This is a genomic window from Bordetella bronchiseptica (assembly GCF_900636925.1).
In the GTDB taxonomy this organism is placed as follows: Bacteria; Pseudomonadota; Gammaproteobacteria; order Burkholderiales; family Burkholderiaceae_B; genus Bordetella; species Bordetella pertussis.
Window position 1 is genome coordinate 1,802,107 of the sequence record NZ_LR134326.1, and the last position, 17,457, is coordinate 1,819,563.

General features: G+C 68.7%; 7 protein-coding genes. All 7 read left to right on the plus strand.

Annotated features, from left to right (window positions below):
* Positions 1 to 33: 33 nt before the first annotated feature.
* Positions 34 to 5,214, plus strand: coding sequence for an alpha-2-macroglobulin family protein (locus EL288_RS08400; protein ID WP_003812871.1), 5,181 nt, complete (start codon positions 34 to 36; stop codon positions 5,212 to 5,214).
* On the plus strand, positions 5,211 to 7,379 hold the full coding sequence (gene pbpC / locus EL288_RS08405; RefSeq protein ID WP_033452107.1) for a penicillin-binding protein 1C: 2,169 nt from the start codon (positions 5,211 to 5,213) through the stop codon (positions 7,377 to 7,379). The genes EL288_RS08400 and pbpC overlap by 4 nt, the downstream gene beginning before the upstream one ends.
* 55 nt (positions 7,380 to 7,434) lie before the next feature.
* Positions 7,435 to 9,747 carry an ATP-dependent Clp protease ATP-binding subunit ClpA gene (gene clpA, locus EL288_RS08410; RefSeq protein ID WP_033447476.1) on the plus strand — a complete coding sequence of 771 codons (2,313 nt, stop codon included), beginning with the start codon at positions 7,435 to 7,437 and terminating at the stop codon, positions 9,745 to 9,747.
* Between the two features lie 4 nt (positions 9,748 to 9,751).
* Complete coding sequence (locus tag EL288_RS08415; RefSeq protein WP_003812864.1) at positions 9,752 to 11,071, plus strand: paraquat-inducible protein A; 1,320 nt, start codon at positions 9,752 to 9,754, stop codon at positions 11,069 to 11,071.
* 18 nt (positions 11,072 to 11,089) lie between these two features.
* The gene (locus EL288_RS08420) at positions 11,090 to 12,763 is read left to right on the plus strand and encodes a PqiB family protein (protein ID WP_003812862.1); all 1,674 of its coding nucleotides are present in this window, start codon (positions 11,090 to 11,092) and stop codon (positions 12,761 to 12,763) included.
* A 4-nt stretch (positions 12,764 to 12,767) separates the two neighbouring features.
* Positions 12,768 to 13,436: a PqiC family protein gene (locus EL288_RS08425; RefSeq protein ID WP_126621909.1), complete on the plus strand. Its 669-nt coding sequence runs from the start codon at positions 12,768 to 12,770 to the stop codon at positions 13,434 to 13,436.
* A 156-nt stretch (positions 13,437 to 13,592) separates the two neighbouring features.
* On the plus strand, positions 13,593 to 17,414 hold the full coding sequence (gene putA, locus EL288_RS08430) for a trifunctional transcriptional regulator/proline dehydrogenase/L-glutamate gamma-semialdehyde dehydrogenase (protein ID WP_033458519.1): 3,822 nt from the start codon (positions 13,593 to 13,595) through the stop codon (positions 17,412 to 17,414).
* Positions 17,415 to 17,457: the final 43 nt, after the last annotated feature.

A 17,457-nucleotide genomic window follows, 5' to 3' on the forward strand; every position in this document is an offset into this window, starting at 1 on the left:
CTCAATAAAAAGTAGGGGTGGTCTGTGAGCGGAATGAAGAAAGGGGCCTGGCTGGCCCTGGGCGGGGCGGTCGTCGTGGCGGCGGCCGTGGGGACAGGCTGGTGGATGGGCAAGGGCGGCGGGCAACCGGCCGCCACGCCTGCCGCCGTTACGGCGCCGGCGGCGGGCCAGGCGGCGCAGCCCGCGCCGCAGGCCGCGCAACCGGCCACGGGCCAGGCGGTGGTCGGCAGCGCCGACCCCTTTGCCGCGCTGAACTGCCAGCCGCGCCAGTACAACGACACCCTGTCGCTGGCGCTCACCTTTACCCAGCCGGTCGACCGCAGGATCGACCTGTCGGGCCTGATCAAGGTGGTCGACACCGGTCCGCTGGCGCAATCCGACGACGAGAATGCCGCCATTGAACGGCCGGCGCCGGCCCGGGCCGGCGCGGCGGGCGCCAAGGGCAAGCAGGTCGATGGCGCCTGGGTGGTCGGCGACAATCCGCGCGTCGTGTATTTCCCGTATGTGCGGCCGCAGCGCTCCTATGCCGTGCAATGGCAGGGCGATGTGCCGGCAGGCGACGGCAAGAGCACCCTGGGCGCCGTTGGCCACTGCGTCGTCAACACCCAGGCCATGCCGCCCTCGTTCTATTTCGCCAGCCGCGGCGTCGTGCTGCCGGCCGGCCAGAATGGCGGCCTGCCGGTGGCCACGGTCAACCTGGCCGAGGTCGATGTGCAGTTCCTGCGGGTCGAGCCCGACCGCGTGCCCGAGTTCTTCGGTTCGGTGCTGGGTATCGGCAACGACGCCGGCGCGGACGACCGCGATGACGCCGACGATTGGCGCTACGCCGATAACCGCAGCCTGAAGGGATCGGTCAGCAACTGGGATCTGGACCGCCTGCACGGCCTGACCACCAGCGTCTACCAGGGACGTTTCCTGACCGACGACAAGCCCAACCGCCGCCATGTGACCTTCCTGCCGATCGAAGGCGTCAAGGAGCTGCAGGAGCCGGGTATTTATGTCGCGGTCATGAGCCAGCCGGGCCGGTTCCGCTATGAATACCAGGTGACCTATTTCTATGTCAGCGATATCGGCCTGCACACGCGCCGCTACGCCGAGCGCATCGAGGCCTATACCGTATCGCTGAAGGACGGCGTGGCCATTCCGGGCGCGCTGGTCGAGGTGCTCGACGGCGCCGGCAAGGTGCTGGCCAAGGCCAACTCGGATGCCCAGGGCCATGTGCGCATCGACGGCGACTTCGCCAAGTCGAAGGTGCTGCGCGCTTCGCGCGGCAAGGAAATGACGGTGTTGGCGCTGGGCGAGCCTGCGCTGGACCTGTCCGAATTCGACGTAGGTGGCCATCCGGGACGCAGCAACAATCTCTTTGTCTACGCCGGCCGCAATCTGTACCGGCCGGGCGAAACCTTCCATGTATCGGTGCTGCCGCGCGACCCCGACGGCCGGCCGCTGACCGCCGCGCCCGTGTCGGCCACCCTCAAGCGTCCCGATGGCCGCGTGGTGCGCACGGCGCTGTGGCATCCGGCCAAGGACCAGCCCGGCTATATCGAGCAGGCCATCGAGTTGCCGGTCGATGCCCAGACCGGCGCATGGATGCTGGAGTTGCGCATCGACCCGGCCGCGCGGCTGCCGGATGCCGCCTGGAAGTTCCAGGTCGAGGAATTCCTGCCCGAGCGCATGAAGTTGCAGCTGGACTCCGCGCAGACCGTGCTGCAGCCGGGCCAGCCGTGGCGCGTGGACGTGCAGGGCGATTATCTGTACGGCGCGCCGGCCGCCGGCAACCGCCTGCTGTCCAGCTTCCAGGTCAAGCGCAACCGCTACGCGCTGCCGCAACAGTGGCCGGGCTTCATCTTCGGCGACGTGGCCGACGATACGCGCCGCCACTACGAGGAGCTGCCCGAAAGCGAGCTGGACGACGCCGGCGCCGGGCAGCTGGAGATCGACCCGCACACCGACGGCACGCATTCGCCGATGAGCGTGCGCGTATCGGCCAGCCTGCTGGAGTCGGGCGGGCGTCCGGTGGTGCGTTCGCTGGAGCGCACCGTGTGGCCCGCGCCGCAGTTGATCGCGGTGCGGCCGCTGTTCGACCGCGACGTGGCGCGCGAAGGCGCGCCGGCGGCGTTCGAAATCACCCGGGTGGACGCCAGCGGCAAGGTGGTGCCCGTCCAGCAGGCCCAGGTTCGCCTGTACCATGAAGAGCGGCAGTATTACTGGCGCTTCGACGACCAGCGCGGCTGGCACAGCGGCTACACCGAGAACGAGGAACTGACCGATTCGCGCGTCGTCGACGTGGGCGAGCGCACGCCGCTGACTCTGAACGTGGGCTGGGGGCGCTATCGCCTGGAGATTGCCGATCCGCAGACCGGCGAAACCCTGCGGTACCGCTTCTATGCTGGCTGGAACGCGCAGGACGCCGATGCCGTGGGCAATCGGCCCGACCGGGTGCAGCTCAAGCTGGAAGGCGTGCCGGCGCGCCCGGGCGACACGGTTGCCATGACGATCACGCCGCCGCACGACGGCCAGGCCCTGGTCACGGTCGAGGGCGACCGCATGCTGTGGTCCAAGTGGGTGCCGGTCCAGGCCTCGGGCACCCAGGTCGAGATTCCCGTCGACAAGGCGTGGAAGCGCCACGATCTGTATGTCTCGGCCACTGTCTTTCGCCCCGGCAGCCAGGGCGACCGGGTGACGCCGGCGCGCGCGCTGGGCCTGGCGTTCCTGCCGATCGCCAGTGACGAGCGCCGCTTGCAGGTGTCGTTGTCGGCGCCGGCCAAGACCCGTCCCGAGACGCGCGCCACCGTGCGCGTGAAGGTCGAGGGCGCGGCGGGCAAGGCGGCGAGGGTGACCTTGTCGGCCGTCGATGTGGGCATACTCAACATCAACCAGTACGCCACGCCCGATCCGCTCGATTTCTTCTTCGGCAAGCATCGCTACGCGCCGGAACTGCTGGATATGTACGGCAAGCTGATCGAGAAGATGGATGGCACGCAGGGCCGCCTCAAATGGGGCGGCGACGCGGCCATGCGCGGCGACAGCCGCAGCCTGCCCAAGAAGGTCAAGCTGGTCGACCTGTTCTCCGGGCCGGTGAAGCTGGACGACAAGGGCGAGGCCGACATCGCGCTCGATCTGCCGGACTTCAACGGCACGCTGCGCCTGATGGCGGTCGCGTTCACCGCCGACCAGTTCGGCAGCGCCGACAAGGAAATGACGGTGGCCGCGCCCATCGTGGCCGAATTGAACACGCCGCGCTTCATCACGCCGGGCGACCAGGCGGCCATTGCGCTGGACGTCACCAACCTCAGCGGCGCCACCCAGAAGATCACGGTGCGCCTGCAGGCGCTGGACCCGCTGGCCATCGCCGACGGCACGCGCACCCTGACCCTCAAGGACAAGCAGCGCAGCACGCTGCGTTTCGTGGCCACCACGACCGGCTCGTACGGCCTGGGCCTGATGCGCCTGTCGGTCGACGGCGAAGGCGCCGCCGAACCGGTGCGCATCGTGCGCGAGTCGGTGCTGCAGGTGCAGCCCGCCCATGCGCCGGAGCGCCGCGTGCGCCGCGTCCGGCTGAACCCGGGCGAGGCGCTGCCGGCGCCGGGCGATTGGACGTCGGCCTATTTCCCGGACTCGGTGTCGGTCAGCATGACGCTGTCCAACCGTCCGCCGATCAACGTAAGCCGTTTGGTCGATGGCCTGCTGACCTATCCCTACGGCTGCACCGAGCAGACCATCAGCGCGGCGATCCCATGGGTGCTGATCGACGAGGCGGCGGCCGAGCGGTTCGGCCTGAAGGTGTATTCGCGCGCCGACCGCGAGAGCCGCGTCGCGTCGGCCCTGGGACGGCTGGCCGGCATGCGCGCGGCCAACGGCTCGTATTCGCTGTGGGGCGACAGCAGCTCGCGCGACGTCTGGCTGACGGCTTACACCGTGGGCTTCATGCAGGACGTGCGCGACCATGAATTCAACCTTGCCCCGGCCCTGCTCGAACGGCCGCGCCAGTGGCTGCTCGAGCAGCTGCAGCAGGCTTCGGGCGGCTTCGGCACCTGGTCGCCGAACCTGCGCCGCACCCTGGCGAGCGGGCGCTTCGACGAGAACGACGCCGCCATCCTGAGGGAGGACCACCGCCGCTTCGCCGGCCTGGCCGCTGCGGCGCTGGTGCTGGCGCGTGACGGCAAGGCGCCGTTGTCGACCGTGCGCCAGCTCTACGACAACTATCAGGAGCGCGCGCGCTCGCCCCTGCCGTTGATGCAGCTGGCGGCCGCCTTCAAGCTGATGGGCGACGAGGGCCGCATGAAGACGGCGCTGGACGAGGCGATGACGCGCTCGTACGGCATCAATCGCCGCGCCGGCTCAAACTACCTGGACGAATGGCTGGGCGACTACGGCAGCGCCGTGCGCGACTACGCGCTGTCGTATGCCCTGGTCAATCAGTACGGGCTCAAGCACGACCGTACCGAGGCGCTGCTCGACCAGGTCGGCGGGTACCTGGGGGTGCGTTCGTACCTGTCCACCCAGGAGCAGATGGCTTTGCTGCTGGCGGCGGGCGCCACCGGCGCCGAGAGCCGTACGCCCTGGCAGGCCGCGCTGCAGATCGGCACGGGCGAGCTCAAGACGCTGCAGGGGCGCGACGACCATACCCTCGCGTTGAGCGCGGGCGACCTGGCCGGCCTGCAGTTGCGCAATACCGGCAGCCAGTCGATGTTCGCCGAGTTCGACGTCCAGGGCACCACCATGGCTGCCCCGGCGCCGCGCTCGGACGTGATCCGCCTCAAGCGCGTCTGGTACCGTCCGGATGGCACCGCCTGGAACGGCGGCACCTTGCAGACCGGCGACATGCTGGTGGTGTGGGTGCAGGCAGAAGCCAGCCGGCTGATTCCGGATGCCCTGGTGGTGGACCGCGTGCCGGCCGGCTTCGAGATCGAGAACCTGAACCTGTCGCAAAGTCCGGACATGCAGGACTGGACGATCGGCGGACGCCGCGTGGCCGAGTCCATGGCCGACCCCAATATCAAGCACCGCGAATTCCGCGACGACCGCTACGTCGCGGCGACGATGCTGGGCCGGGGCAAGGTGGATATCTTCTACCTGGCGCGCGTGGTGACGCCGGGGCGCTACAGCGTGCCCGCGACCGAGGCCGAGGACATGTACCGGCCTGAATTGCGCGCAGTGGGCGACTCATGGAGCAGCATAGAGATCCGCGACCGCGCGCCGCGTCGTCCATGACCTTCCGGCGCCTGGCCGGCTGGCGCCGGCCGGCGCTGGCCGCGGCGGTGCTGGCCGGCGGCGTCGTCATGGCCTTGCTGGCGCTGGACCGCCTGTTCCCGCTGCCGCGCTTCGGCTCCGACGGCGCCCAGGTCGTCGTGGCGGCCGACGGCACGCCGCTGCGCACCTATCCCAGCCGCGATGGGGTCTGGCGCTACCCGGTCGGGCCCGGCCAGGTATCGCCGCACTATCTCGAAACCCTGCTCACGTACGAGGACCGCTGGTTCTATTGGCACCCCGGCGTCAATCCCTTCGCCCTGGCGCGGGCGGGCTGGCAATGGGCTGCGCACGGCCGCATCGTCTCCGGCGGCTCGACGCTGACCATGCAGGTGGCGCGCCTGCTCGATCCCGAGCTGGCCGGCCAGCCGTCCAAGACCCTGTCGGCCAAGTTGCGCCAGGCCTGGCGCGCCATCCAGCTGGAAATGCACTACAGCAAGGACGAGATCCTGGGGCTGTACCTCAGCCACGCGCCGATGGGCGGCATCGTCGAGGGCGTGGAAATGGGAGCGCGCATGTGGCTGGGCAAATCGGCCGCCGACCTGAGCCACGCCGAGGCGGCGCTGCTGACCGCCTTGCCGCAGGCGCCATCGCGCCTGCGCCCCGACCGCCATCCGCAGGCCGCGCAGCTGGCCCGGGACAAGGTGTTGCAGCGCATGGCGCAGCGCGGCGTGTGGGACGCGGCGCTGGTGGCCGACGCGCGTATCGAGAACGTGGTTGCCCCGCCGTTGCGCGCGCGCTGGCTGGCGCCGCTGGCCGCCCAGCGGCTGCTGGGCGAAGCGGGGCCGGCCGCCGGCGTGGTCCGATCCACCCTGGATCCCGATATCCAGTCCACGGTGGAAGCCATGCTGCTGGACCGCGTCGACGCCTTGCCGCCCAAAGTATCCATGGCCGTGCTGGTCATGGACAACGACAGCCTGGAGGTCAAGGCGTACGCCGGCTCCGCGGATTTCACCGACGACAGCCGCTACGCGCACGTGGACATGGTGCGCGGCGTGCGCTCGCCGGGCTCGACGCTCAAGCCGTTCCTGTATGCGCTGGCGCTGGACGAGGGACTGATCCATTCGGAAAGCCTGCTGCTGGACGCGCCGCTGTCGTTCGGCGGCTACGCGCCGGGCAATTTCCAGGCGGCGTTCGCCGGGCCGGTCAGCGTGGCCCAGGCGCTGCAGCGGTCGCTGAACGTGCCGGCGGTGGACCTGCTGGACCGGGTCGGTCCGGCCAGATTCGCATCGGTTATGCTGGCGGGGGGCGTGCATTTGCGCATGCCGGCCGGCGCGGTGCCGAACCTCAGCTTGATTTTGGGCGGGGGCGGCACCACATTGGAAGAACTGGTCGGCGCTTACCGCGCGCTGGCTCGCGGCGGCCTGTCGGGCCGGCCCCGGCTGCGCGCCAGCCAGCCGCGCATCGAGGCTCGCCTGATGAGCCCCGGGGCGGCCTGGATCGTGCGCGATATCCTCGAGTCGGGCGGCCATCCGGATCGTCCCCTGTTTCAGGGCGGCGCCGCGGGCCGCCAGCTGGCCTGGAAAACCGGGACCAGTTTCGGCTTTCGCGATGCCTGGGCGGTGGGCGTGACCGACCGCTATACCATCGGTGCGTGGGTGGGCCGGCCCGACGGCACGCCCAACCCGGGATTTTTCGGGGCCAACGTGGCGGCGCCGCTGCTGCAGGACATCGTGGCCGCGTTGCCGGCGGGCGCGCCCGTGCCACGCATCCGTCCGCCGCAGGTGCAGGCCGTGGTGACGTGCTGGCCGCTGGGCTGGCGGCTGGGCAGCGCGCCAGCGGGCATTTGTCCGGAGCGCCGCATGGCCTGGGCGCTGGACGATACGGTGCCGCCGTCGTTCGTCGGCTATGCCGATACGGCGACAGGGCCTTTGCGCATCGAGGGCGTGGCCGATGGCACCATTCTGCGTCCGGTGCCCGGAAGGCGGGCAGTCACGCTGGAAGTCGGCGCGCAGGGCGCCAGTGGTGAGGTATGGTGGATGCTGGACGGTAAGGTGTACCGTAGTGGCGCGGCTGGACAGGCGCAGACACTGACGTTGTCGCGCAATGGGCGGTACGCGTTGACAGTGATGGACGGCCAGGGCAGGTATGCTGGTCTGGAATTTGAAATCTCTGGCGTTACGCCATGATCGGCATAGAATATGAATCGTGTATTTGACCGCTTCGATGCGTTACGGAGGAAGCGTGATTTCCCAAGAGCTTGAAGTCAGCCTGCATATGGCTTTTGTCGAGGCCCGCTCGGCCCGGCATGAATTCATTACCGTAGAGCACCTGTTGCTGTCGTTGCTGGACAACGCTTCGGCAGTCGAAGTGCTGCGTGCCTGCGCCGCCAATCTGGATGACTTGCGCCGTAATCTGCGTCAGTTCGTGACCGAGAACACCCCGGTCATTCCCAGCGGGGCCGAAGTCGACACCCAGCCCACGCTGGGTTTCCAGCGTGTCATACAGCGCGCCATCATGCACGTGTCGGCCGGCGGCACCGGCAAGAAGCCGGTTACCGGCGCCAACGTGCTGGTCGCCATATTCGGCGAGAAGGACTCGCACGCCGTGTACTACCTGCAACAGCAGGGCGTCACGCGGCTGGATGTCGTCAATTTCCTGTCACATGGCATCACCAAGCAGCCGCAGGAGGAATCCTCGGCGCTGCCCAAGGAGCAGCAGGCAAGCGGCGAGGAGCCGGGCGCAGAGTCGCGCCAGTCGCCGCTGGACCAGTACGCCAACGACCTGAACGCCGCGGCGCTGGCCGGCCGCATCGATCCCCTGATCGGCCGCGAGCACGAGGTCGAACGGGTCATCCAGGTATTGTGTCGCCGGCGCAAGAACAATCCGCTGCTGGTCGGCGAGGCCGGCGTGGGCAAGACCGCCATCGCCGAGGGCCTGGCCTGGCGCATCACGCGCGGCGAGGTGCCCGAGGTGCTGCAGACCGCGCAGGTCTTTGCGCTGGACATGGGCGCCTTGCTGGCCGGGACCAAGTACCGGGGCGATTTCGAGCAGCGCCTCAAAGGCGTGCTCAAGCAGATCCGCGGCAATCCCGACGCGATCCTGTTCATCGATGAAATCCACACCCTGATCGGGGCCGGTTCGGCTTCGGGCGGCACGCTGGATGCATCCAACCTGCTCAAGCCGGCATTGTCGTCGGGGCAGCTCAAGTGCATCGGCGCCACCACCTATACCGAATTCCGCGGGGTGTTCGAGAAGGACCACGCGCTGTCGCGCCGGTTCCAGAAAATCGACGTGCCCGAGCCCAGCGTCGAGCAGACCGTGCAGATCCTGCGCGGCCTGAAGAGCCGGTTCGAAGAGCACCACAACGTGCGCTACTCGGCCGCCGCGCTGAGCGCCGCCGCCGAGCTGTCGGCCCGCTACATCAACGACCGCCACCTGCCCGACAAGGCCATCGACGTCATCGACGAGGCCGGCGCGGCGCAGCGCCTGCTGCCGCGCTCGCGGCAGAAGAAGGTCATCGGCAAGGGCGAGATCGAGCACATCGTTTCCAAGATCGCGCGCATCCCGCCGCAGTCGGTGTCCAACGACGACCGCAGCAAGCTGGCCACGCTGGACCGCGATCTCAAGACCGTGGTGTTCGGCCAGGACGAGGCCATCGGCGCGCTGACCGCCGCCATCAAGATGGCGCGCTCGGGGTTGGGCAAGCCCGACAAGCCCATCGGCGCCTTCCTGTTCTCCGGTCCCACCGGGGTGGGCAAGACCGAAGTGGCGCGCCAGCTCGCGTTCACCATGGGCATCGAGCTGCTGCGCTTCGATATGTCCGAGTACATGGAACGCCATGCCGTCTCGCGCCTGATCGGCGCGCCGCCGGGATACGTGGGGTTCGACCAGGGCGGCCTGCTGACCGAGGCCATCACCAAGCAGCCGCACTGCGTGCTGCTGCTCGACGAGATCGAAAAGGCGCATCCGGATATCTTCAATATCCTGCTGCAGGTCATGGACCACGGCACGCTGACCGACAACAACGGGCGCAAGGCCGACTTCCGCAACGTCATTCTCATCATGACGACCAACGCGGGGGCCGAAACCCTGAACCGTCCCGCCATCGGTTTTGCCAATGAGCGCGTCGCGGGCGACGAAATGGCGGAGATCCGCCGGATGTTCACGCCCGAGTTCCGCAACCGGCTCGACGCCATCATTCCGTTCTCGGCGCTGTCGCGGGAGATCATCCTGCGGGTCGTCGACAAGTTCCTCATGCAGCTCGAGGACCAGCTGCACGAGCGTCGCGTGGCCGCGGTATTCACCGAGAAGCTGCGCGACCACCTGGCCAAGGAAGGCTTCGATCCGCTCATGGGCGCGCGTCCCATGCAGCGCCTGATCCAGGACACGATACGCCGCGCGCTGGCCGACGAGCTGCTGTTCGGCAAGCTGGTCGACGGCGGCAACGTCACGGTGGACCTGGACGACGCGGGCAAGGTGGTTCTCGGTTTCGAGGCCCCCGGCAAGCCGTCGTCCAACGCCGCCGACAAACAGGAAGTGGAACTGATCGACTGACCGTGTGGATCCACGCTCTCTGATCGCCTGCGAGAACTGCGCCAGTATTTGCCGGCAACCTGATCTCGAACCTGGCGAAACCGCGGCCTGCGCCCGCTGTGGCACCACGCTCTGGCGCTACAGCGGGTTGACGCTGTCCAACTGGCTGGCATTGGCCCTGGCGGCGCTGATCGTCTTCGTGCTGGCCAACGCCTATCCCGTGGCCAGCCTGGAAGTGCAGGGCATGGTGCAGCGGGCCTCGCTGCTCGACGCCATCCGCGTGACCTGGCAGCAGCAGCACTGGGTGGTGGCCATCATGACGGGGCTGGCCGGCTTCGGCATGCCGCTGGTCCAGCTCATGGTGCTGTTGTGGGTGCTGGGGCCCCTGGCGGCCGGGCGCCTGCCGGTCGGGTTTCGCGGCGCGATGCGTTTCCTGGGGCTGTTGCGGCCCTGGAGCATGGTGCAGGTGTTCCTGTTGGGCGTGGTGGTTTCGGTGGTCAAGCTGGCGGGCATGGCGGCGGTCAAGCCCGCCGTCGGCCTGGCGGGGTTTGCCGCCCTGACGGTGTTGCTCACCATACTGGGGCGCCTGTCCCCGCATGTGCTGTGGCGCTACGCCGAGCGCGCCGGCCTGGTCGACGTGCACGTGCCGCGCTCGGGCCCCGGCATGGTGCTCACCGGCTGCCACGTGTGCGGCCAGGTCCAGGCCCTGCCGGCCGGGCATGACGACGAGGCGCTGCACCACTGCCGGCGCTGCGCGGCCCAGTTGCATCTGCGCAAGCCCGACCATCTGGCGCGCACCTGGGCCCTGTTGCTGGCCGCCGTCGTGTTCTATATTCCCGCAAACATCCTGCCCGTCATGAGCGTGTCGTCGGTCGTGGGCGACAGCGCCCATACCATCCTGGGCGGGGTGGTCGAACTCTGGGAGATGGGGTCGTGGGATATCGCACTGATCGTGTTCGTCGCCAGTATCATGGTGCCGCTGACCAAGCTGCTGGCGCTGTCCCTGCTGGCGCTGACGCTGCAGCGCGGCAGCACGGCCAACCTGCGCCAGCGCACGCGCCTCTATCAAATGGTCGAGTTCATCGGACAATGGTCGATGCTTGATGTTTTCGTGGTCATCGTGCTGGCGGCGCTGGCCAATTTCCAGGGGCTGATGGAAATCAGCGCGGGCAGCGGCGCGGCCTCGTTCGGCATGGTGGTCATCCTGACCATGATGGCGGCCATGAGTTTCGATCCGCGGCGCAGCTGGGACCTGGAATCCGCGTCCGCGCCGCACGTCCACGATGCCCTGCACGCCCATTCTTCCGCGCATGGCGCAGCCGCCAGCGACCAACCGTCTACCTAGAAGCAAAGGAACCCGGACATGGCCGAGTCGACGCCTCCACCGCAGGAACCGGGCACGCCGATAGCGGCCCCCCAGATCGCCCGCAAGCAGAAATCGCGCATTTCCTGGATCTGGCTGGTGCCGATCGTGGCGGCATTGGCCGGCCTGTCGCTGGTGGTGCGCACCATCATGCAGGCCGGGCCCGAGATCACCATCCTGTTCGACACCGCCGAGGGCCTGGAAGTGGGCAAGACGCAGGTGCGCTACAAGGATGTCAACATCGGCGTGGTGCAGGGCATCCACTTCAACAAGGACCGCAGCAAGGTCGTGGTCGAGGCGGAGCTGGCCAAGGAGGTCTCCAACCTGGCGCGCGACGGCACCCAGTTCTGGGTGGTGCGCCCGCGCCTGGGCATCAGCGGCGTGTCCGGCCTGGGCACGCTGTTGTCGGGCGCCTATATCGGCGTCGATGCGCCGCCGGACAAGGAGGGCGGCACCGACCGCGCGTCCAAGTTCGAATTCGTCGGCCTGGAAGTGCCGCCCGCCGTCACGCACGACCGGGCCGGCAAGCGCTTCATGCTGAGCGCCACCGACCTGGGCTCGCTGGACATCGGTTCACCCGTGTATTTCCGCCGCATTCCCGTCGGCCGGGTCATCGGCTACAAGCTGGACGACAGCGGGCGGGTGGTCAATGTCGAGGTCTTCGTCGATGCGCCCAACGATCGTTTCGTCACCGACTCCACGCGGTTCTGGAATGCCAGCGGGGTGGACGTGGCCGTCAATGCCAGCGGCCTGAAGGTGCGCACCCAATCGCTGGTGTCGCTGGCGGTGGGCGGCGTGGCGTTCGAATCCGTGTCGGCGCGCCAGGGCGAACCGGTCAAGGCCGACACGCGCTTCGAGCTGTATGAGAGCGAGACGGCGGCCAAGGCCAACCCCGATGGCCAGCCATTCCCGATCCGCATGCGCTTCGACCAGTCGATCCGCGGCCTGACGGTCGGTTCGCCCATCGATTTCCAGGGCATTACGCTGGGCGAAGTCACGCGCATCGCCATCGATTTCGACAACGCCAAGAAGCGCTTCTTCGCGGTGGTCGACGCCACCGTGTACCCCGAGCGCATCGGCCGGGTGTTCGACGAGATCCGCGCGCGCACCGAAGCCAGCAGCGGATCGCACGCCGCCGGCCAGCTGCTGTCGATCATGGTCAAGTATGGCCTGCGGGCGCAATTGCGCACGGCCAACCTGCTCACCGGCCAGCTCTACATCGTGCTCGACACCTTCCCGGAGGCGCCGCCGGTGGCGTTCGTGCCCGGCGACGATCCGGTCATCATTCCGACGATCCCGGGGCAGCTGGACCAGCTGCAGGCCCAGATCAGCAGCATCGTGACCAAGATCGAGAAGATCCCGTTCGATCAGATCGGCACCGACCTGCGCGCCACGCTGGCGTCGACCGCCAAGCTGATGAACCGGCTCGACAAGGATCTGGCGCCCGAGGCCCGCGCGGTGCTGCGCCAGGCTCGCCAATCGCTGGTCGACATCAACAACATGCTGGCCCCCGATTCGGGCCTGCCGGCCAATACCGAGCGCGCCATGCAGGAAATGTCGCGCGCCGCGCGCTCGCTGCGCAACCTGGCCGATTATCTGCAGACCAACCCGGAGGCGTTGTTGAAAGGGCGGGGCGCCGACCCGATCCCCGGCGCCGGCCCCGTCAGGAACTGAGCCCATGAAATCCACTGTTGCCCGGTGCGCGCCCCTCTTGATCGCCACGATCCTGGCCGGTTGCGGCGCCTCGCCGCCCGCCCGCTACTACACGCTGCAGCCGCCGGGCGCCACGCAGGCCGTTCAGGCAGGCGTGGCCCCCGCCCCGTTCATGATCGAGATCCTGCCGGTCAACGTGCCGGCGCAGGCCGACCAGCCGCAATTGATGGTGCGTACCGGCGACGGCACGGTGGCGCCGCTGTACTCCGAGCGCTGGAGCGCGCCGCTGCCCGACGAGTTCCGCGCCGCCTTGTCCGATACCTTGACGCGCGAATTGGGCGCGCCCGACGTGCAGGTGATCAAGCCCGCCTCGGGTACGCCGGTGTGGCGCGTCCAGGTGGACGTGCAGCGCTTCGATCTGGTGGCGGGCGGGCCGTCGCTGCTCGACGCCACCTGGCGGGTGCGGCCGGTCAATCTGGCCGCGCCCGCGCTGGTGTGCCGCACGCGGGTGGATGTGCCGGCCGGCGGCGAGCGCGACACGGCGGCGCTGGTCCAGGCCCAGCAGCGCGGTACGGCCTTGCTGGCGCGCACCATTGCCTCGGCGATCCGCAGCCAGGGCCAGTCGGCCGAGGCCGGCGGGCCCGAAGTGCAGGTGCTGGGTTGCAGCCGCAACGAGGCGAAAACAGCGGGTTAACCTTTTTCGTATACGGGTTAACCTTAATACCGTACGCGTTGCAACCTCTTTAGGATACGGTTCCACCGCCAGTGCCCGCCGTGATCGCGGGCACTGGATCGCAGTCCTGATGGCAGGCATCACGCCGGCCACCGTATCTCTGGAAGCACGCATCCCATGGCTAGCACGACTCTGGGCGTCAAGGTCGACGACGCATTGCGCGATCGCCTCAAAGCCGCCGCGCAGAAACTGAACTGCACCCCGCACTGGCTGCACAAGCAGGCCATTCTTTCCTATCTCGACAGAATCGAACGCGGCCATCTGCCGGCGGAGATGGCCCATCTGGGGCGCGACGAGCGCGGCGAGGACGAGGACGCAGGCGCGTCGGCCGATGCCATGCCGCCTTTCTTCGAGTTCGGCCAGGACGTGCAGCCGCAATCCGTGCTGCGCGCCGCCATCACCGCCGCCTATCGCCGGCCCGAGCCGGAATGCGTGCCGTTGCTGCTGGGGCAGGCCCGCGTGGCCGGCCCCGAGAAGGTGCACGCCATGGCCAGCAAGCTGGTCCACGCGCTGCGGGCCAAGCGCAGCGGCGGCGGCGTCGAAGGACTGATCCAGGAGTTCTCGCTGTCCAGCCAGGAAGGCGTGGCGCTGATGTGCCTGGCCGAGGCGCTGTTGCGCATTCCCGACCGCGCCACCCGCGATGCCCTGATCCGCGATAAGATCGCGCACGGCGACTGGCGCTCTCACATGGGCGGATCGCAGTCGCTGTTTGTCAACGCCGCGACCTGGGGCCTGATGATCACCGGCAAGCTGGTCGCCGTCAGCAGCGAGCAGTCGCTGTCCAAGGCGCTGACGCGCCTGATCGGCAAGGGCGGCGAGCCGCTGGTGCGCAAGGGCGTGAACATGGCCATGCGCATGATGGGCGAGCAGTTTGTCTCGGGCCAGACGATCTCCGAAGCCCTGGCCAACAACCGCAAGATGGAGGCGCGGGGCTTTCGCTACTCGTACGACATGCTGGGCGAGGCCGCCACCACGGCCGCCGACGCCGAACGCTATTACGCGGCGTACGAGCAGGCCATCCATGCCATCGGCAAGGCGGCCGCCGGACGCGGCATCTACGAAGGCCCGGGCATCTCGATCAAGCTGTCGGCGCTGCATCCGCGTTATGCGCGCGCCCAGCGCGACCGGGTCATGGCCGAGCTGCTGCCGCGCGTCAAGGCGCTGACGCTGCTGGCGCGCCAATACGATATCGGCCTGAACATAGACGCCGAGGAAGCCGACCGGCTCGAGATTTCGCTGGACCTGCTGGAAGCCTTGTGTTTCGTCCCCGAGCTGGACGGCTGGAATGGCATCGGCTTCGTCATCCAGGCCTATCAGAAGCGCGCGCCGTTCGTGATCGATTACGTGATCGACCTGGCCAAGCGCAGCCGTCACCGCCTGATGGTGCGCCTGGTCAAGGGGGCGTATTGGGACACGGAGATCAAGCGCGCCCAGGTCGACGGCCTGGAGGGGTATCCGGTCTACACGCGCAAGGTGTACACCGACGTCGCCTACCTGGCCTGCGCGCGCAGGCTGCTGGCGGCGCCCGAGGCCACATACCCGCAGTTCGCCACCCATAACGCCTATACCCTGTCGGCCATCTACCAGATGGCGGGACAGAACTACTACCCGGGGCAGTACGAGTTCCAGTGCCTGCACGGCATGGGCGAACCGCTGTACGAGGAGGTGGTCGGGCCGCTGGCGCAAGGCAAGCTGAACCGCCCGTGCCGCATCTATGCCCCGGTGGGCTCGCACGAAACCCTGCTGGCGTACCTGGTGCGCCGCCTGCTGGAAAATGGCGCCAACACTTCCTTCGTCAACCTGATCGGCGACGACAGCATCACGGTCGAGCAACTGGTGGCCGATCCGGTCGAGGCGGCGTCCCGCATCGTGCCGCTGGGCGCGCCGCACGAGAAAATCCCCCTGCCGCGCGAGCTGTACGGCAGCGTGCAGCAGGGCGCGCGGGCCAACTCGGCCGGCCTGGACCTGACCAACGAGCATCGCCTGGGCTCGCTGTCGGCGGCCCTGCTGGCCAGCGCCGCGATCGACTGGCGCGCCTGGCCCATGCTGGGCGAGGGAGATCCCGGCTGGGATCCGGCCGGCGCGGTCGAAGTGGCCAACCCGGCCAACCTGCGCGACATCGTCGGCCACGTCATGCAGGCCACGCCGCAACATGTGGAACAGGCCCTGCGCGACGCCGCCAACGCGGCGCCCATCTGGCAGTCCACGCCGGTGCCCGAGCGCGCGCAGTGCCTGCGGCGGGCGGCCCAGCTGCTGGAAGAGCAGATGCAGACGCTGCTCGGCCTGATCGTGCGCGAGGCCGGCAAGTCGTTGCCCAACGCCATCGCCGAGGTGCGCGAAGCGGTGGACTTCCTGCGCTATTACGCCGACCAGGCCGAGCGCGAGTTCGACAACGATACCCATCGTCCGCTGGGCCAGGTACTGTGCATCAGCCCATGGAACTTCCCGCTGGCCATTTTCACCGGCCAGGTCGCCGCCGCGCTGGCCGCCGGCAACACCGTGCTGGCCAAGCCGGCCGAGCAGACGTCGCTGATCGCCGGCCAGGCGGTGGCCATCCTGCGCGCCGCGGGCGTGCCCGCCGGCGCGGTGCAACTGCTGCCGGGCCGTGGCGAAACCGTGGGGGCCCAGCTGGTGGCCAGTCCGCAGGTGCGCGGCGTGATGTTCACCGGCTCGACCGAGGTGGCGCGCATCATCGCCGGCGCGCTGGCCGAACGCCTGGACGATCAGGGCCACACCATTCCGCTGATCGCCGAGACCGGCGGCCAGAACGCCATGGTGATCGATTCGTCGGCGCTGGCCGAGCAGGTCGTGTTCGATGTGCTGACCTCGGCGTTCGACTCCGCCGGCCAGCGCTGCTCCGCGCTGCGCGTGCTGTGCCTGCAGGAGGACAGTGCGGATCACGTGCTGGCCATGCTGCGCGGCGCGATGCGCGAGCTGCGCGTGGGCAATCCCGACCGCCTGTCGGTCGACGTGGGACCCGTGATCGACGCCGAGGCGCGCAACGGCATCCAGGGCCATATCGAGGCCATGCGCTCGTCCGGACGCCCGGTCGACCAGGTCGAGCTGGCGGGCGAATGCCGCTACGGCACGTTCGTGCCGCCGACGCTGATCGAGATCGACCATATCGGCGAGCTCACGCGCGAAGTGTTCGGCCCGGTGCTGCATGTATTGCGCTACCGGCGCGACGACCTGGACGGGCTGATCGAGCAGATCAACGCCACCGGTTATGGGCTGACCTTCGGCGTGCATACCCGCATCGACGAAACCATCGCCCGCGTCACCGAACAGGTGCACGCTGGCAACCTGTATGTCAACCGCAACATCGTGGGCGCCGTGGTCGGGGTGCAACCCTTCGGAGGCGAAGGCCTCTCGGGCACCGGCCCGAAGGCGGGGGGGCCGCTGTACATGTACCGGCTGCTGGCCACGCGCCCGGCCGGCCTGCCGCCCGCCCTCGACCCGGCGGCGCCGATGCCGCAGGCGCTTGCCTTGCCGGGCCCGACCGGCGAGACCAATACCTACCGGGTCGAGCCGCGCGGCGCGGTCTATTGCGTGGCCGCCACCGAGGCCGGCGCCCGGGCGCAATGGGCCGTCGTGAGCCAGACCGGCAACCATGCCTGGTTCGCCGATACGCCGGCGGCGCGCGCCTGGATCGCCGGCCTGGACGCCAGGCTACGCGAGCAGGCTGCCTTGCTGGAAGATTCCGAACTTGATGAGGCCGATTTCCAGGCGGTGCTGTTCGAGGGGGACGGCGACGCCTTGCGCGCGCTGAACATGCGCATCGCCCAACGTCCCGGCCCCCTGGTGTCCGTGCATGGCCTGAGCGCCGATGCCCTGGCCGCCGGGGCCAGCTACGCGCCCGACCGCCTGCTGGCCGAGCGTTCGATCAGCGTCAATACGGCGGCCGCTGGCGGCAACGCCAGCCTGATGACGATAGGTTGAGTTGCAGGGGGTAACCCGCGCCTGCTTGCGGGTTATCTCCAAT

Excerpts from the sequence above, each read along its gene's own strand:
- EL288_RS08400 (WP_003812871.1), top strand. The coding sequence starts at position 34 with ATGAAGAAAGGGGCCTGGCTGGCCCTGGGCGGGGCGGTCGTCGTGGCG.
- pbpC (WP_033452107.1), top strand. The coding sequence starts at position 5,211 with ATGACCTTCCGGCGCCTGGCCGGCTGGCGCCGGCCGGCGCTGGCCGCG.
- EL288_RS08420 (WP_003812862.1), top strand. The coding sequence starts at position 11,090 with ATGGCCGAGTCGACGCCTCCACCGCAGGAACCGGGCACGCCGATAGCG.
- EL288_RS08425 (WP_126621909.1), top strand. The coding sequence starts at position 12,768 with ATGAAATCCACTGTTGCCCGGTGCGCGCCCCTCTTGATCGCCACGATC.
- putA (WP_033458519.1), top strand. The coding sequence starts at position 13,593 with ATGGCTAGCACGACTCTGGGCGTCAAGGTCGACGACGCATTGCGCGAT.